20 protein-coding genes are annotated in these 24,349 nt (G+C 36.3%); 12 read left to right on the plus strand and 8 right to left on the minus strand.

Features of this window, described 5'->3' with window-relative positions:
• Positions 1-355: 355 nt before the first annotated feature.
• Positions 356-1,192: an Rpn family recombination-promoting nuclease/putative transposase gene (locus QNJ66_RS17390; RefSeq protein WP_300509141.1), complete on the plus strand. Its 837-nt coding sequence runs from the start codon at positions 356-358 to the stop codon at positions 1,190-1,192.
• A 142-nt stretch (positions 1,193-1,334) separates the two neighbouring features.
• Positions 1,335-1,796 carry a DUF29 domain-containing protein gene (locus tag QNJ66_RS17395; RefSeq protein ID WP_300509143.1) on the plus strand — a complete coding sequence of 154 codons (462 nt, stop codon included), beginning with the start codon at positions 1,335-1,337 and terminating at the stop codon, positions 1,794-1,796.
• A gap of 4 nt (positions 1,797-1,800) precedes the next feature.
• On the opposite strand, the gene QNJ66_RS17400 is transcribed toward QNJ66_RS17395, so the two are convergent.
• The 3 genes from QNJ66_RS17400 to QNJ66_RS17410 all read right to left on the minus strand — a co-directional run bounded on the left by QNJ66_RS17400 (position 1,801) and on the right by QNJ66_RS17410 (position 5,314).
• Positions 1,801-2,934, minus strand: coding sequence for a HEAT repeat domain-containing protein (locus tag QNJ66_RS17400; RefSeq protein WP_300509145.1), 1,134 nt, complete (start codon positions 2,932-2,934; stop codon positions 1,801-1,803).
• Between the two features lie 12 nt (positions 2,935-2,946).
• Positions 2,947-4,869, minus strand: coding sequence for a serine/threonine-protein kinase (locus QNJ66_RS17405; RefSeq protein WP_300509147.1), 1,923 nt, complete (start codon positions 4,867-4,869; stop codon positions 2,947-2,949).
• A 100-nt stretch (positions 4,870-4,969) separates the two neighbouring features.
• Complete coding sequence (locus tag QNJ66_RS17410) at positions 4,970-5,314, minus strand: cell division protein SepF (RefSeq protein ID WP_300509148.1); 345 nt, start codon at positions 5,312-5,314, stop codon at positions 4,970-4,972.
• Between the two features lie 844 nt (positions 5,315-6,158).
• On the opposite strand from QNJ66_RS17410, the gene QNJ66_RS17415 reads away from it, so the two are divergent.
• Both QNJ66_RS17415 and QNJ66_RS17420 read left to right on the plus strand, forming a co-directional pair.
• Positions 6,159-7,484 (plus strand): sensor domain-containing diguanylate cyclase, encoded by a 1,326-nt coding sequence (locus tag QNJ66_RS17415; RefSeq protein WP_300509150.1) that lies wholly within the window; start codon positions 6,159-6,161, stop codon positions 7,482-7,484.
• A gap of 227 nt (positions 7,485-7,711) precedes the next feature.
• Positions 7,712-7,870 carry a hypothetical protein gene (locus tag QNJ66_RS17420; protein ID WP_300509152.1) on the plus strand — a complete coding sequence of 53 codons (159 nt, stop codon included), beginning with the start codon at positions 7,712-7,714 and terminating at the stop codon, positions 7,868-7,870.
• Between the two features lie 82 nt (positions 7,871-7,952).
• On the opposite strand, the gene QNJ66_RS17425 is transcribed toward QNJ66_RS17420, so the two are convergent.
• Positions 7,953-8,633: a TIGR00266 family protein gene (locus tag QNJ66_RS17425; protein WP_300509154.1), complete on the minus strand. Its 681-nt coding sequence runs from the start codon at positions 8,631-8,633 to the stop codon at positions 7,953-7,955.
• A gap of 318 nt (positions 8,634-8,951) precedes the next feature.
• On the opposite strand from QNJ66_RS17425, the gene sppA reads away from it, so the two are divergent.
• Positions 8,952-10,742: a signal peptide peptidase SppA gene (gene sppA, locus QNJ66_RS17430; protein ID WP_300509155.1), complete on the plus strand. Its 1,791-nt coding sequence runs from the start codon at positions 8,952-8,954 to the stop codon at positions 10,740-10,742.
• Positions 10,743-10,823: 81 nt separating this feature from the next.
• A complete protein-coding gene (gene recF, locus QNJ66_RS17435; RefSeq protein ID WP_300509157.1) occupies positions 10,824-11,966 on the plus strand; it encodes a DNA replication/repair protein RecF in 1,143 nt (380 codons plus the stop codon).
• 35 nt (positions 11,967-12,001) lie between these two features.
• Here the strand turns inward: recF and QNJ66_RS17440 are convergent, their stop codons facing one another.
• Positions 12,002-12,919 (minus strand): histone deacetylase, encoded by a 918-nt coding sequence (locus QNJ66_RS17440; protein ID WP_300509159.1) that lies wholly within the window; start codon positions 12,917-12,919, stop codon positions 12,002-12,004.
• 848 nt (positions 12,920-13,767) lie between these two features.
• Between QNJ66_RS17440 and QNJ66_RS17445 the strand changes: the two genes are divergently transcribed.
• The 3 genes from QNJ66_RS17445 (at position 13,768) to sfsA (ending at position 15,975) form a co-directional block, all read left to right on the plus strand.
• Positions 13,768-14,355: a cell division protein SepF gene (locus QNJ66_RS17445; RefSeq protein ID WP_300509160.1), complete on the plus strand. Its 588-nt coding sequence runs from the start codon at positions 13,768-13,770 to the stop codon at positions 14,353-14,355.
• Between the two features lie 80 nt (positions 14,356-14,435).
• Positions 14,436-15,245, plus strand: a complete 810-nt coding sequence (gene proC, locus QNJ66_RS17450; RefSeq protein WP_300509162.1) for a pyrroline-5-carboxylate reductase — start codon at positions 14,436-14,438, stop codon at positions 15,243-15,245.
• A 7-nt stretch (positions 15,246-15,252) separates the two neighbouring features.
• Positions 15,253-15,975, plus strand: coding sequence for a DNA/RNA nuclease SfsA (gene sfsA, locus QNJ66_RS17455; RefSeq protein WP_300509164.1), 723 nt, complete (start codon positions 15,253-15,255; stop codon positions 15,973-15,975).
• Positions 15,976-15,991: 16 nt separating this feature from the next.
• Here the strand turns inward: sfsA and QNJ66_RS17460 are convergent, their stop codons facing one another.
• Together QNJ66_RS17460 and QNJ66_RS17465 are read right to left on the minus strand one after the other, a co-directional pair.
• The gene (locus QNJ66_RS17460) at positions 15,992-17,284 is read right to left on the minus strand and encodes a Glu/Leu/Phe/Val dehydrogenase (RefSeq protein ID WP_300509166.1); all 1,293 of its coding nucleotides are present in this window, start codon (positions 17,282-17,284) and stop codon (positions 15,992-15,994) included.
• 264 nt (positions 17,285-17,548) lie between these two features.
• On the minus strand, positions 17,549-18,190 hold the full coding sequence (locus QNJ66_RS17465) for a phosphoribosylanthranilate isomerase (RefSeq protein ID WP_300509167.1): 642 nt from the start codon (positions 18,188-18,190) through the stop codon (positions 17,549-17,551).
• Between the two features lie 311 nt (positions 18,191-18,501).
• On the opposite strand from QNJ66_RS17465, the gene QNJ66_RS17470 reads away from it, so the two are divergent.
• Positions 18,502-18,921, plus strand: coding sequence for an FHA domain-containing protein (locus tag QNJ66_RS17470; protein WP_300509169.1), 420 nt, complete (start codon positions 18,502-18,504; stop codon positions 18,919-18,921).
• Positions 18,922-19,020: 99 nt separating this feature from the next.
• On the opposite strand, the gene QNJ66_RS17475 is transcribed toward QNJ66_RS17470, so the two are convergent.
• Positions 19,021-19,149: a hypothetical protein gene (locus tag QNJ66_RS17475; RefSeq protein ID WP_300509172.1), complete on the minus strand. Its 129-nt coding sequence runs from the start codon at positions 19,147-19,149 to the stop codon at positions 19,021-19,023.
• Between the two features lie 154 nt (positions 19,150-19,303).
• Here QNJ66_RS17475 and QNJ66_RS17480 point away from each other — a divergent pair, with 154 nt between their 5' ends.
• On the plus strand, positions 19,304-21,673 hold the full coding sequence (locus tag QNJ66_RS17480; RefSeq protein ID WP_300509174.1) for an ATP-dependent Clp protease ATP-binding subunit: 2,370 nt from the start codon (positions 19,304-19,306) through the stop codon (positions 21,671-21,673).
• Positions 21,674-22,380: 707 nt separating this feature from the next.
• Positions 22,381-24,315 carry an alpha-amylase family glycosyl hydrolase gene (locus QNJ66_RS17485; protein WP_300509176.1) on the plus strand — a complete coding sequence of 645 codons (1,935 nt, stop codon included), beginning with the start codon at positions 22,381-22,383 and terminating at the stop codon, positions 24,313-24,315.
• Positions 24,316-24,349 lie beyond the last annotated feature (34 nt).

A 24,349-nucleotide genomic window follows, 5' to 3' on the forward strand; every position in this document is an offset into this window, starting at 1 on the left:
TTTAATCATTAAATAATCAATAGTTAGTAATAGATAAAAATTACAGACTGTTATTGGGGTCAAATCTCCATATTCCTTATTATATAAGGCTTTCAGGCTTGTTCTCAATTCTCTCATGAATAATGCAGGTTAAGTAACCTGAGTTCGGAGTTCGGAGTTGGATTTTTTTCAAGGAAAGAATCAGTGTTTGAGACTTCTGATTTTGACCAAACATTGAACATCTTTCATTTTGGTTTCAAGCCTCTCCCTTTAGGGAGAAAGAAGTTTGGGAGAGGTTTCAAGCCTACTTCCAAACGAAATTTTATTATGTCCTCATCGTTTCTTATTTCTGAGATATCATTACTTATTACAATAAATGTATGATTCCATTTGTAAATTCATCGCTGCCCAATTCCCTGAAGATATGGCAAGATGGTTATTAGGAAAACCCATCCCCTTAACTGAGTTAAAGCCATCAGAACTATCTTTAGAACCCATTCGCGCTGATAGTTTAATCTTTTTGCAATCGGAGGATTTAATTTTACATATTGAGTTCCAAACTCAACCAGATAAAGCTATTCCTTTTAGGATGTTAGATTATCGCATCAGAGGTTATCGTCTTTATCCACAAAAAGAGATGATTCAAGTGGTAATTTATTTAAGAGAGAATTCTTCAGAATTAACTCAACAAACCGTCTTTGAATTAAGCAAAACACGCCATGAATTCGATGTTATTCGCTTATGGGAGGTTCCTACAGACATTTTATTACAGTCTAAAGGATTATTACCTTTTGCTGTTTTAGGTCAAAGTAAAAATAGAGAAAATATTCTCAGACAGATTAGCCAACAAATTGAGGATATTCCTGATAAAAGAGAAAAAAGCAATCTTGCTGCTTCTACTTCTATCTTAGCTGGTTTAGTATTAAGTAAGGACATCATTCAACGTTTACTAAAGGAGGACATCATGAAAGAATCTGTTATTTACCAAGACATTGAAGAAAAAGGAAAGGAAAAAGGAAGACAGGAAGGAGAAGCTAACCTCATTATACGTCAACTAGATCGTCGTTTTGGTCAACTTTCTACAGATTTACTAACTCAAATTAGAGGTTTATCTGTTGAAAACTTAGAAGATTTAGGAGAAGCTTTATTAGACTTTAAAAGCGAGAACGATTTAACACAATGGTTGTCTAATGTCTTAAAAAGTGCTGAATAAAATAACATCAAAAATCTGTTTTATCAGGTGGGCAAAAATTACGATTTTATAAAACAAATAAATATCTAATTTGCCCACCCTAATTTTTTACTATTTTTGGTAATGCTATAATATAGTTACTTAAGGAAACAGGGAAACAGTCATGGTACAAATACCATCTCAATCTAACCTAAAAAAATTATATGAAATAGACGATTATCTTTGGATAGAAAAAACCATTAAACTCTTACAAGAAAAAAAATTTAATGAGTTAGATATAGAAAATTTAATTGAGGAATTAGAAGATTTGGGTAGAGAGAGAAAAAACAAAGTAGAAAGTTTACTAAGACAGATCATAGTTCATCTTTTGTTGTTAGAATATTGGTCAAAAGAATATCAATATAACTCTGCTCATTGGAAAGCAGAGATTACTGAATTTAGATTTCAAATAAATGGTATTTTAACCAAAAACTTACAAAATTTTTTAGCTAATAGACTTGAATTAATTTATCAAAATAGTCTTAAATATACTAAAAGAAAAACTGAACTTAATACCTTTCCTCAAAAATGTCCTTATAGTCTAGAACAATTATTAGATGAAGATTGGTTCCCGACAAAATTATAAATTGTTAATTTTCATTCTTTTTTAATCCTGAAATTGCGTGTAATTTTACAGATTTATTAGAATCATTGGATAGTTTTTTGAGACAATTTATAGCTGTTTCATTTCCTAATTCTCCGAAAGTAACTGCCATCTTCTGCTTGATCTTTGTTTCTTGACTAATAGGGTTATTTGATAATAAAAATTCTTCTAAAATTTCACTGCTTTGATGTCTAAATATTTCACTTTTTGTAGTTGCTAATAAATCAATTATTATCTGACAAAATTCTATATCTTCAGTAAATAATGCTTGTTTTAAATAAATTAATGCTTGAGATGATTCTGTCCAACTCAAAGCTTTAATTACTGCTTTTTTTAGTTCTATAGGAGTTGTTTTTTTCTGGAGAACTATAGATAATTCTTCTATTGCTTCATCTGTTTCAATTTTTCCTAAAGCTAGGGCTGTTTCTTGACAAATTTCTAAATTTATGTCATAAAGTAAAGGCTTTAAATGGGTAACAATATCAAATTCTGTTGTTAATTGTGACTGCATTCCTAAAACGATAATAGCTTCTTTACGAACCCCAGAAACAGGATCATTTAACCTATTAATAAAGATAGGAATCAGTCGTTTTTGATGAAAACTACCCAAACATTCTAAAGCGATCGCCCTAATTTCTGGGTCAGGATCATTAACAACTTCTAACAAAGGTTTAATGGTATCTGAATGACGAATTTGTGCTAATGCTTTAACAGCTAATAATCTAGAAGATTCATGCCTTTGTAGTAACATTTCTAGGCTTTCAATAGCAGAAATACCCATTTTTGTCAACCCTTCTGCTAGGATATTTAATAAGTCTTCTTCCTCTATTGTTTGTAATAATTGAGTAAAAGAAATAATAACTTTCAGATCATTAAATTCTGACAAAATACGAGCAACAAACCAACGATATTCAACCTCAATATTCTCATCTTCTAAGATAATTAATAAAGGTTCTATTATTTTTTCCCCAAGTTTAGGAAATAATTTAGACACATCCCAACGCTGCTGAAAATCTCCTGATTCTAACAAGAATATTCCTAGTTTTATCAGTTCAAAATCATCAGTTTTTTTTTGATAAATTGCTGTTTTAAATTGTTGAATAGCTTGATCATTATCCATAGATTTAAGCCCTTAATCTATAACAGTAATATTGAGTTCATAATTAACAATTTCCTGGCTTTTTGAAACAACAGTGAATTCATAATAACCGCTTTCAATTAGTTCTCCAGACCATTGATGATTTGTAGAATCTTCTAACATATTATTTCTTCCCGTAGGTGAATAAACAGAAAGAAGTAAATTGCGATCTCCTTCTAATTTCACCTCAATTCTTTGGTTCGCTTTTAAGTTAGCAACATAAGCATTTCCTTCACCTGACTCTAATTTTTTAAGACGTTGAATAGCCCCATTTTGCTCTAATTCAATTCCTAATCTTTCGTAACTATCACCTTCTTGTAAAGAAGCTATGGTATCTGCAATCATAGCATTCCAAATTTGACCAATAGGTTCGTCAATAAAATCCTCATTTTCTTGTTCAGGAAAAGCAGCAAAAAAACGCCCATCAACCAAATCATACAAAGCACGACTACTTAAAAATAAACGATTAGCTCTTTGCTTCCAAACCCTTCTTTGACTCCGAGTATAACTGCCAATATTTTCTAATGATTCTGAACTCAAAGACTCAACACCCTCTAATACCTGAATAGCGGTTTCATCCCATCTATCACGCCAATTAATATCGTCTTTACCATTGCTCAAAATCTTGTCTCTTTGCTCAGGATATTTATCCCAAAAAAGTTCATCAACTACCCCAACAAACCAACTATGATCTAATCCCAATTGACGACGACGAGTGCGTATTTCTGTTTTCCGTTCTAACTCTTTATCGCTAATATTAGGGTTTGAAGATTCCTCCGACAAGACCTCTGTAGGTTGGCTATCTTCTTGAGTATTAAGGATTTGAGAAATCCATAATTTCCCTGCCCACCATCCCATTGTCCCTGAGCCTAAAATTAGCATCAAAAGTAAAAACAACTTACCTAAACAGCCAGTAATAGGACTATTTTTGCGGTTGGTTACTGTCATATTTTGTTCGGTTTTTTGCCTAGAAGAAACGATCACTTTTGTTGGAGAAGTTTGAGGCATTATAGCAGACTTCACCACTTGGGTGGGAGGGGTAAGAGGTTGAGAAGAAGATTGGGTGAGTAGTGCTATGATTTCTTGCGCCGAAGAATAGCGATCGCCTGGATTTTTGGCCAACATTTTTGCTAGAATCTGGCTAAAATCAGAACTAATGGGCAACTCTGAGGAAAACATACCGCTTAAATTGTCACTTTCTTGTAACTGTAATGGTTCTTTTCCAGTTAATAAAGTGTAAGCAGTGGCTGCTAACCCATATAAATCACTATTGGCTGTGACGATCCCTTGTTCGATTTGTTCCTTGGGTGCATATCCAGGTTCACCCACTTGTATAATTTTAGTGGTTAATAATTCTGGGTGTTTAAAATAGGTATTGGCAATAGTTGATAACTGTTTAACACTGCCAAAATCGATTAAAATGGGTAGATTATCTGTTTGACGACATATAATATTATCAGGGGTAATGTCCCTATGAATAATTCCCGTTTCGTGGAGATAATGAAGAACGGGTAAAACTTCTAATAAAAATCGTTTAATTGCTGTTTCTGTAAACAGTTTTCCTGTTTTTAATCCTTGTTCTAATTGTTGACGATAGGTTAATCCTTCCACATAGTCTTGTACCAAAAAGAGTTTAATTGTATTTTCCTGTTGGCAAGAAAATAGTTCCCGAAAACTAGGTATTTGAGGATGCTCTAAAGTATAAAGAATTTGTGCTTTGCGCTGAAATAATTCTTCTGTTTTTTTTAGGGCTAAAACATCATGGACATCGGGAGCAAATTCCTGGAGAACACAACGATCATTAAAACGATGACTATCTCCAGCTAAATAAGTTCTTCCTAGTTTCCCTTGACCGAGTTGACGTAGAATCAGAAAACGGTCATTGACCATAGTTTGAGGTTGTAACCCAGTATTCATAGCAAAACTCAAAAATTTTTACCTAAATATTTATTAATTGCTATAATTATAGGCAATGTCTGGGCTTTAAAGTTGTCAATGCTATGCTTTCTCATCATACTCAGGTTAAGATGTCTTTTAAACGTGGAGAAGGGGAAGTTGGAGCAGGTCGTTGGGATTGTATCTCTACTTGATTGGGAACAAACATAAACGTCTTTTCGGCGATCCAAAAGGTTTGTCCATCAATGGCGCAAGCTCCTCCTGCCATCCAGTCAACGACCCGTTGTGCTTTATCTGTGCTTAATTGATCCAAGACTAAAATAACTACTTTTCTAGCTTGCAAAAGTTGCAAAGCTTCACGGGTTTCTTCAACTACCTTGATGTTTTTGACAACAACCTCTGATTGAAGGTTCTGGTCAGCAGACCAATCAAATCTAGGAATACGACTCATTGATTTTTCTTTCATAAGAAAGCTATAAAAATGATTAATACTATCGATTAAAATTATTAATCGGTCACTTTATCTAAGGATGTTAATAGATGGTTTCCATTTGAAAAAATAGATCATTAATAAGTAGATGATTTAAAAGGGGTTTATTAAAAGATACCACTGCTAGTATATCTGAATTACAAGAGTGATTAAGTAATATAAGTAACATTTTGTCTTAAAATTTAAGTTTTAAGGGAATCCTGGCTAAAAGCTTAAGGAGCAATACCATCAGCTTATGGTGTTATTCCAGAACTATTAGGAGCAAACTCCTTCTAATAGTCACATTTAGTCAGATTCTAACAATTATTTCTAATTTTTATATGCACCTCCTTAACACACACGTAATTTAAAGAAATTTAATAATTTTGTTTTATAGCAGGCAAATCTCCCTGTAATCCCTTCTATGGAAGTTAACACATTTTTAAAAGGCAGATCATTAAATAAGTATAAAGCTTGTTTGAGTCCCATCTTGCCAAATAGTGAAGAAGTCATAGTTCCTCAACTCCCTAAAAATGATATGGTTTAGCACCCACAAAAAAATCTTTAGGTAAGAAAAATTAATTTTAATTTTTCTAGAGAGTTATGGTTTCAAGAGTTTTCAGTTAATACGAGAAAAACTATTAGTTTATTACCATAAATGTGAGAGAAGAGTAAATATACCGATAGCAGGACATCATGCAAAGTTTTAATACAATTATGTTCCGAAAGCTCATAAATACGATATTATCGGAGTAATAAGAATATCTATAAACACTGAAGACTTTAACTTAACAATTTAATATTCAAAAAAAAGTTTAATAGGAAGACAGGAGGAAATAGTATGACTGTAGAACATCGCTGTCCCTTGTGTAACTCACCCCTTTGGCCTCATGTAAGGAGTGGACATCTGACCTGGTTTTGCCGACACTGTGAACAAGAAGTACCCTACAGTGTTGAAGAAAACCAATCCGAGAGGGTTGAAAGTTATGGCACAAAATTGACACCTCAAACACCTCAGCTATCAACACCTCCAGTTCCTCAAACTTTCAGCCTTAAAGAAATTTTACAAACTACGATCAACGGGATCGCTCAATTTTTGCAAGCGGATCGAGTTGTCATCGCCCAAATGATGCCATCGGGAGAGATGACAGTAGTAGAAGAATGGAGGCAACGACCTTGGAAAACCTTGCTTCATTGTCACATCAGTCACTTTGTCAGCTTAGCGAATCTTCAAGCTTGGCAACAAGGGGACATAGAGGCGATCGCAGATGTGAGTCAACCAGACCCGCAAACTTCGACCATGATGGCTTTGGATAGCCTTTTTGATGTTAAAGCCAAAATTATTGTTCCCATTCGTCAACGAGACCCTCAAGCAAAGCCTATGCATGGTTCAAGTCACTCTAGTCATAGTAGTAAAAAGACTCACAGTTTGTGGGGACTGATTATGGTCCATCAATGTTCGAGTCCCCGTCAATGGACTTCTTCAGAACTGGGTTTTTTGTCGTTATTATCCACTCAATTAATTATTTCTATCCAACAAGACCACTTTTATCAACATCTAAATCAAATTAATCAAAAATTAGAAGAAATTTCTTTTCAAGATCGTTTAACTCAGATACCTAACCGTCATTATTTTGAACATTATTTTAACCAAGAATGGCGACGTATGGCCAGAGAGAAACAACCCCTTTCTTTAATCTTATGCGATGTAGATTTTTTTAAAGCTTATAACGATACTTTTGGCCATGTTCAAGGTGATCGCTGTTTACAAGAATTAGCTCATACCCTTAAATATACTTTAAACCGTCCAGGAGATATGGTTTCCCGTTATGGAGGGGAAAAATTTGTTATTATTTTACCCAATACTAAAGTGTCAGGGGCGGTTCATGTTGCGGAACAAATACGAACGGCTATTCAACAGTTAAAAATGCCGGCAGCGACAGAGCAAGTAAATAAATACGTCACCATTAGTTTAGGTGTTTCTACTGTTATTCCCTCGCCACAAACATCAGCGAGACAATTATTAAATGATGCAGATAAAGCTTTATATAAAGCTAAAGAAAAAGGACGGGATCAAGTATTTTTTCGAGGACAAGAACAATTCAATCCCTCTCCTCAATTAAATCACCATCAACCTACCTTAATGACTGCGCCTGTAATAGAATAGATAATATCAAACCGATGGATCTTTTAAAAGATTATGTTGCCTATTTTTTTAGTCAAGGCATTACAGATACTAAAGAGAATATCATAAAATTACAACAATAGTTCAATAATAACCATGTATAATCTATTTCCATCCATAATTTAACCGAAGTAAATGAACATTTATTATCGCAATTATTTTCAGTAATTATTATTGATAATCATCTCAAAAAACACATAATTGAAAATTTGTTTAAAAAATTACACAAATACCCTGCTCTCCAAGAAACTCCTATTATTGCCTTGAGTAAAAAAGCAGGAAATGGAATTCCTTGGTTAGAGAGAAAATTAAAATTAGAAGATTATGTTTTAAACCCTTTTAATGAAGATCAATTAGTTGACTATTGAAAGAATTTATAATCTACACATCCAGCTTTAGCAAAAAGCGATATTTATTGATTTTCTCGCTAATAAAATAAGATATTGTAGATTAGTTTTTAGCAGGAATATATTTAGCTAACTTAGCAGCAAGATTAGCAAAAGGCATACTTTGTAACCAAACCTTACCCGGGCCAGTTAACTTAGCCAAAAATAAACCTTCTCCACTAAATAAAACATTTTTTATCCCTTTAACAGATTCAATTTCAAAATTAACTGTGGGTTCAAATAAAGCAATATGGCCAGGATCAACCAAAAGTACTTCTTGGGGTTTTAAATCATAGCTTTGCATTTCTCCTGGAATTTCTAAAAATGCCTTTCCCGGTCCGGTTATTTTTTGTAAAATAAACCCTTCCCCTCCAAATAAACCAGCACCCAATTTTTTGCGAAAATGTAACTCTATTTCCACAGTTTCTTCAGCACACATAAAGGCATCTCTTTGACAAATTAAACTCTGTCCAGGTGTTAATTGAAAATCTAAAATTGTCCCAGGAACCTCCATTGTAAAAGCAACCATTCCCTGACCGGAATTACAATTATAACTGGTCATAAATAAAGACTCTCCAGCTAATGCCCTGCCAATACCAGCCATTAGCCCACCTCTGGTGTTTGTCTTCATTTCTATGTCTCCTTTCATCCAGGCCATACCACCAGACTCGGTAAAAATTGACTCTCCCATCATCAGATGAGTTTCTAAAATTTGCATTACGGTTCCGTGAATTTTGTACTGCATTGATCGTTAAATAAATCGACTTCATTCTCTGTATAGTATGAGATTAAATACTTCTATATAGGAGGATATTTAAGGAGAATTTAATATTTACTTACCTTGACTGATAATGTACTTATTGAAAAATATATAGTGTTTTTCGGACTCATGAAGTACACCTAATATCGCCCCTCCGAACTCCTAAAACTAGAAAACTGTGTACCTCACAAGTATGAGAATTGTTATACCCTCTTTTAAAGAATTGTTATATAATAGATTATTAATAACCTTTTCTTGGATAAGCGAAAGTTACCAAGAAAAATTTTATTTATGATAGATTAAATGATGAACTTTTTAAAACAAACCCTTGCCAGTATTATAGGAACTCTAGCAGGATTATTTTTATTTGTGTCCTTAGGTGTTAGCAGTTTAGTTATATTATTGATTACTGTAGCGAGTGTAGACACAGAACCCACAATTAAAGATAAATCAGTATTAGTATTTGATCTTTCTACAGAGATTCGAGATCGAGAACCCATCGTTAATATAAGGGAAATATTATCAGATAGGGAGCGTTCAGTATTAACCTTAAGTCAGGTTATCAAAAACATTGAAAAAGCCAGTAAAGATAATCGCATTAAAGCTATTTTTTTGGATGGAAGTAACGCCAGTGGTGGCAGTGGTTATGCCAGTTTTGCTGAGATACGAGAAGCCCTAATAAAATTCAAAGAAAGTGGTAAAAAAATTATTGCTTATGATGTTAACATAAGTGAGCAAGAATATTATTTAACCTCATTAGCTGACACCTTAATAATTCATCCTTTGGGGTTAATGGAATTAAATGGAATAGGTACAGAACCTTTATTTTGGACAGGGGCATTTAATAAATATGGAATTGGGGTTCAAGTAGTAAGAGTAGGAGATTATAAATCAGCAGTCGAACCTTATACAAGAACTCAACTCAGTCCAGAAAATCGGCAACAATTAGAATTTTTACTTGGTAGTATTTGGAATAATTATATTCAAAAAGTTGGCGAAAGTCGTCAAATAAAATCTGACGATTTACAAAAAATTGCCGATAATCAGGGTATTTTATATCCCCAAGAAGCACAAGAACTAAAATTAATTGATAAAGTTGCACATAGAGATAACGCAATTTCAATTTTACAAGAAATTACAGAAAATAAAGAAGAGTTAAGACAAGTTTCATTTAATCGTTATACAAATATCCCAGTTACAGGGATAGAAAATAATAGTTCTAATAATAAAATTGCTGTTGTTTATTTAGAAGGTTCTATTGTTGATGGAGTAGGAACCAGAGAACAAATAGGAGGAAGTCGCTTTGCTAAAATATTACGTAAAATTAGAGAAGATGAGCAAATCAAAGCAGTAGTGATTCGCATCAATAGTCCTGGAGGAAGTGCGACGGGATCGGATATTATTTTACGGGAAATTCAATTAATTCAAGAGACAAAACCTGTGATTATTTCTATGGGTAATGTAGCAGCATCTGGAGGGTATTGGATCGCTACAGGAGGAGAACACATTTTTGCTCAACCCAACACCATTACTGGTTCAATTGGAGTATTTGGACTTTTATTTAATATCCAAGAAATTTCCAACAATAATGGCATTACTTGGGATGTTGTAAAAACAGCAAATTTTGCCGATTTAGGAACAGCAACACGACCAAAAACTGAGCAAGAATTAGCCATTTACCAAAAATCAGTTAACCGTGTTTATGACTTCTTTTTAGAAAAAGTTGCCACATCTCGTAATCTAAGTAAAGAGAAAGTTGCTAGTATTGCACAAGGTAGAGTCTGGTCGGGAAAAACAGCAAAAAGTATAGGATTAGTCGATAGTTTTGGAGGTTTGAATGCTGCGATACAATACGCAGCCGAAAAAGCAGAATTAGGGAAAGATTGGGAAATTAAATCTCATCCTAGTTCCCAAGGATTTCCTAATTTATTTATTAATAATACTTTAGACGAAGGGATAACCATAGTCAATAATTCTGTCGATCCTTTAACCCAAGAATTTTTGAAATTTCAAGAAGAATTAAAAGTTATTCAAAACTTTAACGACCCTCGAGGGGTTTATTCTATTCTTCCTTTTAATTGGCAATTACGGTAAGAGAATACAGACATAAAATCCCCCCAAAACCTTTTATAAAAGGGGGCAGACAAAAGGCAGAATACAGGAGGCAAAGATAGGGTGTATCTGAAAAATATTCATTTATATGCTTTTCGTAATTATCATGAACAAACTCTTAATTTGCAGTCACAAAAGACAATTTTGTTAGGAAATAATGCTCAAGGAAAATCCAATTTACTCGAAGCAGTAGAACTCTTAGCAACCTTAAAAAGTCATCGAACAAACCGTGATCGCGATCTTATTTTAGAAGGAGAAAAAACAGGACAAATTTTAGGAATAGTGGAACGAAACTACGGGGAGTCCCAACTAGGAATAACTTTTCGTTCCCGAGGAAGACGTAGTTTAATGTTAAATCATGAAAACTTACGCCGTCATCTAGAATTTTTAGGCCATATTAACGCAGTAGAATTCTCTTGTTTAGACCTAGAATTAGTAAGAGGTTCACCGGAAACCCGTCGCAGTTGGTTAGATACCCTTTTAATCCAACTTGAACCCGTTTATGCTAGTATTATTCATCAATATAATAAAGTTTTACGACAACGAAATGCCTTATTAAAAGTAATTCGTAAGACAGTAGAAGAACAATCCATAACTAATAATTTATCAGCAGAAATGTCCCAATTAAAATTATGGGACCAACAGTTAGCAGAAGCAGGAACCAGAGTCACTCGAAGACGAAGTCGAGTTATTAAAAGAATAACCCCTTTAGCACAAAATTGGCATAAAGAAATTAGTAACGGCACAGAAAATTTAGAGATTAATTATTTACCTAATATTTCAATTGATAGCGAAGAACCCCAACAAGTACAACAAGCTTTTTTAGATAAAATAGAACAGCGTCGTATAGCTGAACAACAACTTGCTACCAGCGTTGTTGGACCCCATCGAGACGATGTAGAATTTAACATCAATCATACTCCGGCTAAGTCTTACGGGTCCCAGGGACAACAAAGAACCCTTGTTTTAGCCATCAAATTAGCCGAATTACAATTAATTGAAGATGTCATAGGAGAACCCCCTTTATTACTATTAGACGACGTTTTAGCCGAACTCGACCCCAACCGACAAAACCAACTATTAGAGGTGATTCAAGGACGGTTTCAAACCATAATCACCACCACCTATTTACACTCTTTTGATACACAATGGTTAAAATCATCTCAAATCATGAAAGTTGAAGGGGGAAAACTTTTTCAAATGTAAGCAAAAAACTACTTAGTTAAAAATGTAGTTTAAAATTATAATTGATAAAATTGATGAACATTTTTCGCTGCACGATGTAATAGAGAATGTCGATAAACTAAAGATTTCAAGTCTTTTGCATAGCCTCCCCCAATGACACTAGCAACAGGATATCCTTCTGCAATACAACTACTTAAAACTAGCATTTCTCGGCGATAAATTCCCGTATCTGTTAAACTTAATTTCCCAAAATGATCATTAGCATGAGTATCAACCCCCGCATCATATAAAACTAAATCTGGTTTAATTTCTGATAGTAAATCCGAAACATATTGCGACAAAATTTGTAAATAACCATCATCATCTAATCCTTTTGGTAAAGAAACATCTAAATCACTTTTTTGTTTTTCTCTGGGAAAATTCGACTCACAGTGCATAGAAAAAGTGAACACTGTCTCATCATTTTCAAATATTTTAGCAGTTCCATCTCCTTGATGAACATCGAGATCAATAATTAATACCCTTTGAACTAACTTTAATTGTTGTAAAACACGAGTAGCGATCGCTAAATCATTAAAAATACAAAACCCCGAACCATAGTTAGGAAAAGCATGATGAGTTCCCCCGGCCGTATTACAAGCTAAGCCGAATTTCAAGGCTAATTTTGCCGTTAAAATGGTTCCTCCAACGGCGAGACAAGTCCGTTTAACTAATGCTTCACTCCAAGGTAAACCAATGCGTCTTTGTGCTTTATACGTTAAACTTCCTCCACAATAGGCAGTTATATAATCAGGACAATGAACTAATTCTAACAACGAATTCTCAGGAATTTTTGGAGTGTAAATATGATGAGAATCAATAATATTTTCTCTCAGTAATAATTCATAAAGTAAGGAGAATTTTGCCATTGGAAATCGATGTCCATCAGGGAGGGGAACAACATACTGATGATGATAAACAATAGGTAAATTCATCGTTAATATTATTTTAAAGGAACCAAATCAGAATATATAGCACTTCTCATACTTGTGAGCTACAGAGGTTATCGCTTTGAGGCAGGAGGCAGGAGGCAGGGGGCAGGAGGCAGGAGGCAGGAGTTAGGTGTACCTCATTAGTCCGAGAAACGCTATAGCATTTTTCTCTTTGTGTGACGGGCAAAAGTTATACCTTGGAATCCATCCTATTTATTCTAGAAGATTAGTCTTAGATTAATAGCAATTTTATTGACTAATTTAGTAATTTTCGTGATGCTAACAATTTTGATTTCACTTAACCTATAAAGTATACCTTCCACTTAAGTTTCAAAGTCGAACGCGGAACAAGCTTCGGCTGAATGTTTATCCAGATGGAAGCACTGTTATCTTTACAGCAGTTTTCATTTGCATAGATTAAACATTAAAATGTTAACAGTCCCCACACTCCCTACCCCTCCCACACCTCCCAGACTCACTCAACCGAAATATTAATACACTCAACTGAAAACTGCTATCACGGCCGTTGACCTCTACAAGTATGTGTAGTAGGGGTTAAGGGCCGTTAACCCCTACTTGTTCAAATTGGGATAACTCAGTGATTTTTCTGGGAACATCTGAGGGGAGAGTAACGACTAGATGAGAAAGCTGTGCAAACCCCGAATAAGAAAGGTTAACTTTTTCATAAAGTAAGATCAGTCTTATCATCAAAACCGAGGAAAAAACAGCAAAGCAATGGGATGTATTTTTTCTTTAAATCTTATTAGAATAGGAAAAGAAAAAACCTATCTTTTACAAACCCCAAACCACCTTTTCTTAATAACGCTTTGTAAAATCAGTGAGATGTCAAGATGATTTTAGATAAACTGAAACGCTGGGCCATTACCGAACCAGTTGAAGACGATTCTGAATACGATGATCCCAACTATGTTGAAATAGACGGCAACTCGGACTTTGAAATCGAAGACCCACAACCAACACCTCCTATACCCCAAGAAACCGAACCCCTTCCTTGGAGTAAGCCAATGGCATCCAATCTGAATGCAGAATTAAACATGAGAAACAATAAAGGTAATGTGGTCCCTATGCCTGGAATTAATAATATTGCTGAAGTGGTAGTCGTCGAACCCCATTCCTTTGATGAAATGCCCCAAGTTATCCAAACCCTTCGGGAACGGAAGTCTGTGGTTCTTAACCTCAATGTGATGGAACCAGAAGAAGCTCAAAGAGCAGTTGATTTTGTTGCAGGTGGAACCTACGCCATTGATGGCCATCAAGAACGAATTGGGGAAAGTATCTTCCTTTTTACACCTAACTGTGTCAAAGTGAGCAACCTCTCTGGTACAGTTCATGATGTCCCTGAGATTCCCGTTAACCCTTCTCGTACTCCCTCTCCTGTGGCTAACTGGGGAGCAGATGTTAACCGTTTGGTTCAGTAGTGGGTAACTCAAGCTTCTCCTCAGCAGTTTAAGGGAAGCTTAATCCTTATTTTTTTAGTGAATTTTACCATTGAAAACTTATGTCTATCAGACTAGGTATCATTGGAGGCGGAGTGATGGCAGAAGCGATACTCACCCGTCTTTTAGCATCGCAACTTTATCCAGCTAATACTCTATTGGTGAGTGAACCCCAAACTTCAAGAAGAGAGTTTTTAGCCCAAACCTACGGGGTTGGGGTAACAGACAGCAATCAAGAGACTTTACAAGCAACTGAGGCTCTGTTATTAGCTATCAAACCTCAAATCTTAGACAAGGTTGTTTCCCAGTTAACCTTAGATGGGGTAGAAAATTACCCTTTAGTTCTGTCAATTTTAGCGGGAACCCCCTTAAACCGTCTGGAAAAAGCGTTTCCTAACTTTCCTGTTATTCGGGTTATGCCCAACACTCCGGCTACGGTAGGGGCCGGCATGACAGCGATCGCACCAGGGACTCGGGTTGAACCTTCTCATCTCACCCTAGCTACCTCTATATTTGGGGCTGTGGGTGAAGTGGTGGAAGTGTCAGAATCATTAATGGACGGCGTTACAGGGTTATCGGGATCGGGACCTGCTTTTGTGGCCTTGATGATCGAAGCTTTGTCCGATGGCGGAGTTGCCTCTGGTTTACCGAGAGCGATCGCAACTAAACTCGCTATACAAACGGTGTTGGGAACAGCTACCTTGATCAAAGAAACAGGTTTACATCCTGGGGAGTTGAAGGATAAAGTTACCAGTCCGGGAGGAACTACTATCGCCGGGGTAAGCAAGTTGGAAGAAAAAGGCTTTCGTTCTGCTGTTATCGAAGCGGTTAAAACAGCTTATCAGCGATCGCAAGAGTTAGGCAAAAAATAGCGTGACAATGGATACTGATTTTATTTACACCTATTCTCCTCTCATTCCTGGTATTCTCAAGAAACGTTACAAGCGTTTTTTAGCGGATATTGAGTTAGAATCTGGGGAAATAATCACGGCCCATTGTGCCAACACTGGTCCCATGATTGGAGTGTGTGATACCCATAGTCGGGTTTATATTTCTAAAAGTAATAATCCCAAACGAAAATTGGCTTATAGTTGGGAATTAATTGAGGTAGAAAATACATGGGTTGGTATTAATACTTTTTTGCCCAATCGGGTTATTAAACAAGTTTTAGAACAAGAAAAATTTCCCCCTTTACAAGGACAATATAATCAAGTTCGTCCCGAAGTTCCCTATGGAAAAAATAAAAAAAGTCGCATTGATTTTCTTTTAAGGAATGAATCTGAAAAGAACCCTATTTATTTGGAAGTAAAAAATACAACTTTGGCTAAAGATAATACGGCCCTGTTTCCTGATACTGTTACCACTCGTGGGCAAAAGCATTTACAGGAATTAATGGACTTATTGCCAGATGCTCAACCGATGATGTTATATTTTATTAACCGGGGAGACTGCGATCGCTTTTCTCCTGCGGATGATTACGATGCAGACTATGGTAAATTATTTCGGGAAGCTGTTGAAAAAGGGGTGAAAATTCTACCCTGTCGCTTTGAGATTACACCCCAAGGAATTCGTTATTTAGGACTCGCAGAATTGGTTTTGTGAACAACTCAAAATTTAATTAATGAGTGGAACCATTGACATAATAATCTCTTGTTCCTTTAGCGTCTAATGCGTCTCCTAAACGGTTTAACGCATGAACATAAGCTGCTGTTCTCATAGAAACTCCGTTTTGTTGTGCGATGGACCAAACTTCTTGGGCCTCACTCATCATTTTATCTTTCATTCGTTGATTAACTTCTGTCTTCGTCCAATACAAACCACTCCGATTTTGTACCCATTCAAAATAACTAACTGTTACCCCTCCTGCGTTGACTAAAATATCAGGAAAGACATAGATTCCTTTCTCATCTAAAATTGTATCAGCAGCAGAATTAATCGGACCATTGGCAACTTCAAATATAAACTTTGCTTTAATATTATTGGCATTTTCTGCTGTTATTTGATTTTCTAGAGCTGCCGGAATCAAAACATCCACATCTAACTCCAATAACTCCTCATTGGTGATACTTTCATGTTCACCAATATCGCAAACTGTATCTTGACAATAAATAGCTGCAATCCCTTGATGTTCTTTTTTGTAGTTACGAATACTAACAATATCTAATCCTTGTTCAGCATAAATTCCTCCTTTAGAATCACTAACTGCTACCACTTTGTAGCCAACTTTTCCTAATAATTCTGCCACCACCGCACCAGCTTTTCCAAACCCTTGTACGGCAACTGTTGTCTTTTCTGGTATCATTTCAAACTTAGGAAGTATGGTTTGGATAACATAATAAGCACCGGTTCCGGTCGCTGTATCTCTTCCTTGACTACCTCCCATAGTTTGGGGTTTACCTGTAACTACACCAGGACTAATTTTGCGTTGGATAATACTATATTGATCCATCATCCAACCCATGATCATTTGATTAGTATAGACATCCGGAGCAAGGATATCAATATCAGGGCCAATAAAGTCAGCGATCGCCTCAATATAACCCCTACTGAGACGTTCTAATTCTTGTTTTGAAAGTTCTTTAGGATTAAGGGTTATTCCTCCTTTAGCACCCCCAAATGGCAGGTTTAATAAAGCACATTTAAAGGTCATCCAGAAGGCCAAAGATTGCACCTCATCCATAGTTACATGAGGATGATATCGAACCCCACCTTTTCCCGGTCCTCTGGTATCATCATAACGCACTCGATAGCCTTGAAAAATTCGTAACGAACCGTCATCCATTCTGACAGGAATGGAGACACTTAAACTGGTTTTAGGATATTTTAAACGTTGAATAGCATCATCAGAAATTCTGGTATATCTTAATGCTTTTTCCAGTCTTGTACTAGCATCAGCAAGTAGTCCATTCATAATTTCTTTATTCCTTATCTTTTAGAAACATTTTCAAGGGTAATTTAGCAATTATTCGTTAATAAAAAGCAACAGACTCTAAACATTCCTTGATTGATTAATAAAGGAACAAAATTCGGAACTTAAGATGTGGAAACTGTTGCTCATTATCAATTGTTTTTGATCAATCTTTATCCAATCGATAAGTTATTTTGACCAAAAAATTTTGCTTCTTAATTAAATTTTAAGATATTAAAGTGGCAATAGTTAACCCCAACTTAGCAATTATTTATGTTCAACTCCGTGGTGTAATTTTGTAAATAATTGAGTTACTTTACTTATGTCTTTATCTCCAGGCCGTCGCTCAACCCCACTGGATAAGTCGATACCATCAGGGGCTAAATTGTCAAGAGCTTGTAAAATATTGTTAGGGTTAAGTCCTCCTGCTAAAAACCAGGGACGATCAGGCTTAAAAGTGGCTAAAATATCCCAATTTAACGTTTTTCCCGTTCCTCCTAACTGTTGAGGATCGTAAGCGTCTAAGAGTAAAGTATCGATGGCCTCCACATACGGAGGAATATTCTGCAAAGAAGCAACCGTTTTAATTCTAAAGGCTTTAATAATTTCCAAATCAGGCCATAATTGTTTAACCTGAGCGCAAAATTCTGGTTTTTCTTCTCCATGTAGTTGTATTGCTGTTAATTTAGCCACCGTTAAAACCCTTTCAATCTCTGTTAAGCTGGCGTTGGCAAAAACCCCAATACGGTCTATGCTGGTGGGGATAACTTCAATAATTTCTTGAATTTGTTGAGAGTTGATATAGCGGGGAGATCGCTCAACACATATAAAACCGAGAGCAGTTGCACCCAATTCTGCGATCGTTTGTCCTTGTTGGGCTTGAGTAATGCCACAAATCTTAACACGCATTTTTCTTAACCCCCAATAATTGTTTTGTCAGTAACAAATTGAACTGCTAACTGAATAATGGTCTTACTGAATTTTTACGGAAGAAGTATTATAGCAATAGACAGGCTAGTTAGGACACATAAATTATATTTTAAGGGAACAGGGAACAGGGAACAGGGAACAGAAAAATGTCCTAATAGCTTTGGCGACTGCTATATATAAGCCTAACAAGGATCTATTATAATAATAAGTTTCAGTACTGTGTCATACTGTTTTTTGAGCCAGGTAATGAAAACTCAGTGGTGAACCATTCTCTCTAAGCTAGAATTTCGGTGATTACTCTAACTTTACTCCATCCGACCAAAACCACCCCTATCCAAAATTGGAAATTTGAAACAACAGCGACCATTCGCATTGGTCGTTCTAACGATAATGAGGTTGTTCTCTTCAGTGCTGTCGTCTCTCGTCATCATTTAGAAATTCGCCACGAAAAAAATCACTGGGAACTTGTTAGCGTGGGAACCAATGGCACTTATATTGAGGGAAAATTAGTGAGTCAACAACAGGTTACTGATGGTATGATGATACGCTTAGCGAGTTCTGGGCCAACAATTAAAATTTGTCTGTCCTCAGAAGAGTCATCAGTTAAGTCTCAACTTGCTCAAATTAATAAATCTCATTCATCCTCTCCTGTTCAAAATAGAAACCCATCAACGGAAGATACCATTCCCAGTGAATCTCGTGTTGATTAGATGATCCTATGCTGATTTAGCCCGGATAACATCTTTAGGAATTTTGATCCCTGATAAGTCTAGACCATCAAATTGTAGGGCAGTGGCTATGTGAAAATGTTATAAGAACTTAATCAACCACTGCATTTCACTTTCATCAAAATATTCATAATTCTTGAATAAAATTGCCAATCTTTTTTCTAAGGCTAAGAGCATTCTTTGTTTCTTGTCTCGCTTCTTCTCTTTCATACTTTCTTGACGAAGATAACGATCTGTTCACACTCCCTGCACTCCCCGTCATCCCAAACCTAATTACGGCTATCCTCACTGCATTCCTGGTCAAAAAACGATAAAGTATGAAATATAGTATTAAGAAATGTAACAAGCGGCAACTCAGAAACTTATGTTTGAGAATTTTACCGATAAAGCCATCAAAGCCATCATGCTGTCCCAAGAAGAGGCGCAGCGCATGGGACAGAACTTAGTGGGAACAGAACACCTATTATTGGGGTTACTGGGTCAGGGAAACTCTTTATCCGCCAAAGTTTTACAAAGTATGGGCTTAAACTTAGCCACCACTAGACAAGCGATCGAACGTTTAAAGGGTAAAGGGGGAGGGTTTAGTCCGAGTAATTTGCCATTTACTCCCACCGTAAAACAAATTTTAGAAAAATCCTTTGAAGTAGCGCGTAAAGATAATAGTTTCGTCACCCCAGAATACATATTGATGGTGCTGTTAAGTGACTCTGACACAGTAGCAGTAAAGGTTTTAATTTCTCAAGGTATTGATATTCAGGAGTTACGTACTACCCTAATTAAAAAGTTAGGGGAAGAGGAAGCCGTGCCAGTAACCGCAGGAGAAAAAGCCTCTCCATTTTCTGGTTCTTCCCAATATAAGGCTACTTTGGAACAATTTAGTACAAATTTGACCCAAAAGGCTAGAGAAGGGAATATAGACCCAGTTGTGGGGCGATCGCGAGAAATTGAGAGAGTGATCCAAATTCTTGGTCGTCGTAGCAAAAATAATCCTGTGTTGGTTGGGGAACCTGGGGTGGGTAAAACAGCGATCGCCGAAGGGTTGGCCCAACGGATAGTAGAAGGTGATATCCCCGAAATTTTACAAGATAAACAAGTATTCGCCCTAGATATGGGGTTATTAGTGGCAGGAACTCGCTTCCGTGGGGACTTTGAGGAAAGATTAAAGTCTATTGTCAAGCAAGTTAAAGAATCTGACAACATTATCCTGGTTATAGATGAAATACACACCTTAGTGGGTGCTGGAACTATGGGTGGGGTAATGGATGCAGGGAACCTATTAAAACCGGCTTTAGCTAGGGGTGAATTACAATGTTTGGGGACAACTACCCTGGATGAATATCGTCAGTACATCGAGAAAGATGCAGCCTTAGAAAGACGATTTCAACCAGTGATGGTGGGAGAACCCTCCGTAGAAGAAACTATCGAAATTTTACAGGGGTTATGTAAAGAATATGAAGCCCATCATCAAGTCAAGTTTTCCCCCAAAGCTTTAGAAGCGGCTGCTAATTTAGGAGATAGATATATCAGCGATCGCTTCTTACCAGATAAAGCTATTGATCTGATCGATGAGGCCGGATCTCGTATTCATTTACGGCATTCTTTACAAACAAAAATGCAGCCTTCTTTTGAGGAAGAAAATGAAGCTCCTGTTATTAATCCTGAGTCTTTAGTTCCTGTGGTTGATGAAGAAGATATTGCTCAAATTGTAACTGCTTGGACCGGTGTTCCGGTTAATCAACTGACCGAAACTGAGTCAGAATCTTTGATGTATTTAGAGGATAATTTACACGAAAGGATTATTGGTCAGGATGCGGCTGTAGAAGCTGTATCTCGGGCAATCCGTCGATCCAGAATTGGCTTACAAAATCCCAAGCGTCCCATTGCTAGTTTCATTTTTGCGGGTCCTACTGGAGTTGGTAAAACTGAATTAACTAAAGCATTGGCTGAGTTTTTATTCGGTTCAAAAGAGGCTATGATTCGTTTAGATATGTCGGAATATATGGAACGTCATACGGTGTCTAAATTAATCGGAACTGCACCCGGTTTTGTGGGTTATGAAGAGGGAGGACAATTAACGGAAGCAGTACGGCGTAAACCTTATAGTGTGGTTCTATTTGATGAGATCGAAAAAGCTCATCCTGATGTCTTTAATTTATTGTTGCAACTGTTAGAAGATGGACGCTTAACCGATAGTAAAGGACGTACGGTTGATTTTAGAAACACTTTAGTTATTATGACTTCTAATCTTGGTTCAAATGTGATTGAGAAAGGGGGTTCTAACTTCGGGTTTGAAACAGAAAATGACGATGACAATGTTAACTACAAACGCATTCAAGCAGCAGTTAATGATGAGTTGAAACAGTATTTCAGACCTGAATTTTTGAACCGTTTAGATGAGATGATTGTGTTCCGTCAACTCACTAAATATGAAGTAACAGAAATTGCTGATATTTTACTAGCTGAAGTGGCTAAACAATTGCACGAACAAAGGGAAATTACTTTAACGGTTAGTGACGCTTTCAAAGCTTTAGTGGCTGAGGAAGGTTATGATCCCAGTTACGGTGCAAGACCTTTACGCCGTGCCATTATGAGACGTTTGGAAGATAGTTTAGCTGAGTCAATTTTAGCTGGTAATATTCAGGATGGTGACACTATACTGGTTGATATTTCTGAAGATAAACAAGTAAAAATTGAGTCTGTTCTACAACCGGATTATGCTTATGCTGATCGTTAGGTTTTTGTTATAAAGATGTTAAATTTACAATCAATAATGCACCATATTGTCTATATAGGTATGGTGCTTTTTTGTGCAATAAATCTATATTACAGAAGTACAAAAATTAGTTATAATTAGAATATTGTTCATATCCTTACCATAATTCTTAGTGCTATATGGATTTTTCGAGAAATATAGCAATAGCAATTTAAAATTTTGTACAACTTACAATTGTTCGTATTTTTGATAATTATTAAAACAATAAAATCTAATTTTTTTCAATCATTGTTTGTTCTTTTAATTCCGTGGTTAAGACATCTATAGCATTTCCCAGACTGATGAGGTACAGAGTTTTTGCATTTAATATGGTGGAAGCTTTTAGGAATTAAAAATAGAATTACTAAATGGGAAAAATATATTTTTTTACAATTATTATACTCTGTTTTAATACGGTGGCAAATATATCTATATCCTAGACAAACTGAGTTAAATGATAACTTTGCTGAACCGAATTATTTTTGAGTTTTGAAAATTATTAAAAGAATAAAATCTAATTTTTACAATCATTATTTGCTGTTTTCATTCCGTGGTCAAGATATCTATATCCTAGATACACTGAGTTGAATTCTAACTTTGCCCAGCCTACGAGTTTCTAGGAAATTTATGATTGTTTGACACAAATCAAGTAAACTGTATAAATATTTACAAGTAAAATTTTAACCCCCGTGACACAACAATCCATCGAAACCATCAAAAGAGATTACCCTTATCAATATTTCGGGGCCCATCCTAATCAGAATGAAACCACATTCCGAGTCTATGCACCCCGTGCAACAAGGGTTAGTCTCTTGCGTGAAGGGAACGGATGGGATTGTTTTGCCGAGACAATGACCAAAAATGAAGAAGGGGTTTGGGAGATCACTATTCCTGAAAATCTGACTTGGAAAGAGTATAAATATTATATTGAGAATCATAGTGATTATTTAAGCCAACCCTACGGAATGTCCCGTATTGATCCGTTTAGTCCTCAGTTGGCAGTCACTTGGGGAAACGATGACACCCGTAATTTTAATAGTATTGTCGGCGATCGCAATTATTTTAACTGGAGTCATAAGCATATTGATCTGCCCCATGAACCGATGAGCATTTACGAAATGCACCTATCTACATTTCATGACGGAAACTATCGCGATATTGCCCACAAAATTGTCGATCATTTGGGTTATATGGGTTTTACCCATGTTCAGATTATGCCCCCATTTCAGACTCCTATTCATGAATCTTGGGGATATTTAGTCGGTTGTCCTTACGCTATTTATGAACGTCACGGGACGGTAGACGATTTCAAATATTTAGTTAACCACTGTCATGCTCACGGTATTGGGGTTATTGTCGATGTTCCTTTAGGGTTTGGGGTACAAGACTGGGACTGTGGCCTAGCAAACTACGACGGCACCGATCTCTATCATCATTCTGGCTCAAAAGGTTGGAATAATCAATGGAATAGTCGTATCTATAATGTGGGAGATGTTTATGTTCAAAATTATTTGATTGGACTCTGTACTTATCTCTATCACGAGTTAGGAATAGATGGTGCGCGCATCGATGCTGTAGCTGCTCAAATCTTTTTAGACTACGATCGCGGTTTTTGGGACTGGCCAAAAAATGATCGTGAACAGGTTGACTCAGAAAACTGGGACCTCTTTAATGGTTTAGGAGGCGATCGCTATTTTGAAGAGCGAGGATATTGGTTATCTGAGGCCGTAGATTTTGCTGGAATGCGTTTTTTACGAGACTTACACGCCCGTTTACAGCATACTGCACCCAAGTTTATTACCATTGCTGAAGAATCACGACGGGTATTCCCTAGATTAGCTTGTCCGGTGCATGAGGGGGGACTAGGTTTTACTTATGCTCAAAATATGGGGGAAATGCACCGTATCCGCAGTTATTTACAAATTCCCATCGAACAGCGTTTAATTGAACATATTGAGATCCTCATCCATAATAACAGTGCGGAAACTATGGTTAACGCCATGAATACCCACGATGAGTGTGCCAATGGGAAGGTACGACTGATCACAGAATTAGGTAATCATGTTCCTTTGATTGGTTTGGCGGCACTTTGTTGGTTTCGTCCGGGTGCACCAATGATTTTTCAGGGGGATGAGTTTGGGGAAGAGGGTTATTTTGATGTTTTTCAGGGCGTTGACTGGTCAAAAACTGGGGACTATGCAGCTATTCATCAACAACAAATTTCTAACAATTTTCACGATCTTAATCACCTTCTTCGTAATGAACCGGCCTTAGCTCGTCATAACATCCATTCTATGATTCGTAATGGTTCTAATAATGAACGCAAATGGTTTAGTTTTATCAGATGGGGTAGTGATGTTGGTTTTGAGTCCGATAAGTGGGAAGATCACAAGGATGATATTATTTTTGTGCGCAATGAAACTCCTTATCAAGTTGAGTGTAATGTGGAGATATATGTGCCGGTGGTTGGAGAATACAAGGTTATTTATAATTCCATTGATCAGCGTTATATTGGTTCTCAGCACTACAATCAACATGACCCTTATTGGACGATTCATAGTTCAGGACAATTCCTTTATTTTGATGTTCATCCCTTTCAAAATATTGCCTTTAAATTAAAATAATATCAGCAATTAACACTTAACAACATCAGGTTTT

It is taken from the genome of Crocosphaera sp., from assembly GCF_030064895.1.
Lineage (GTDB): Bacteria > Cyanobacteriota > Cyanobacteriia > Cyanobacteriales > Microcystaceae > Crocosphaera.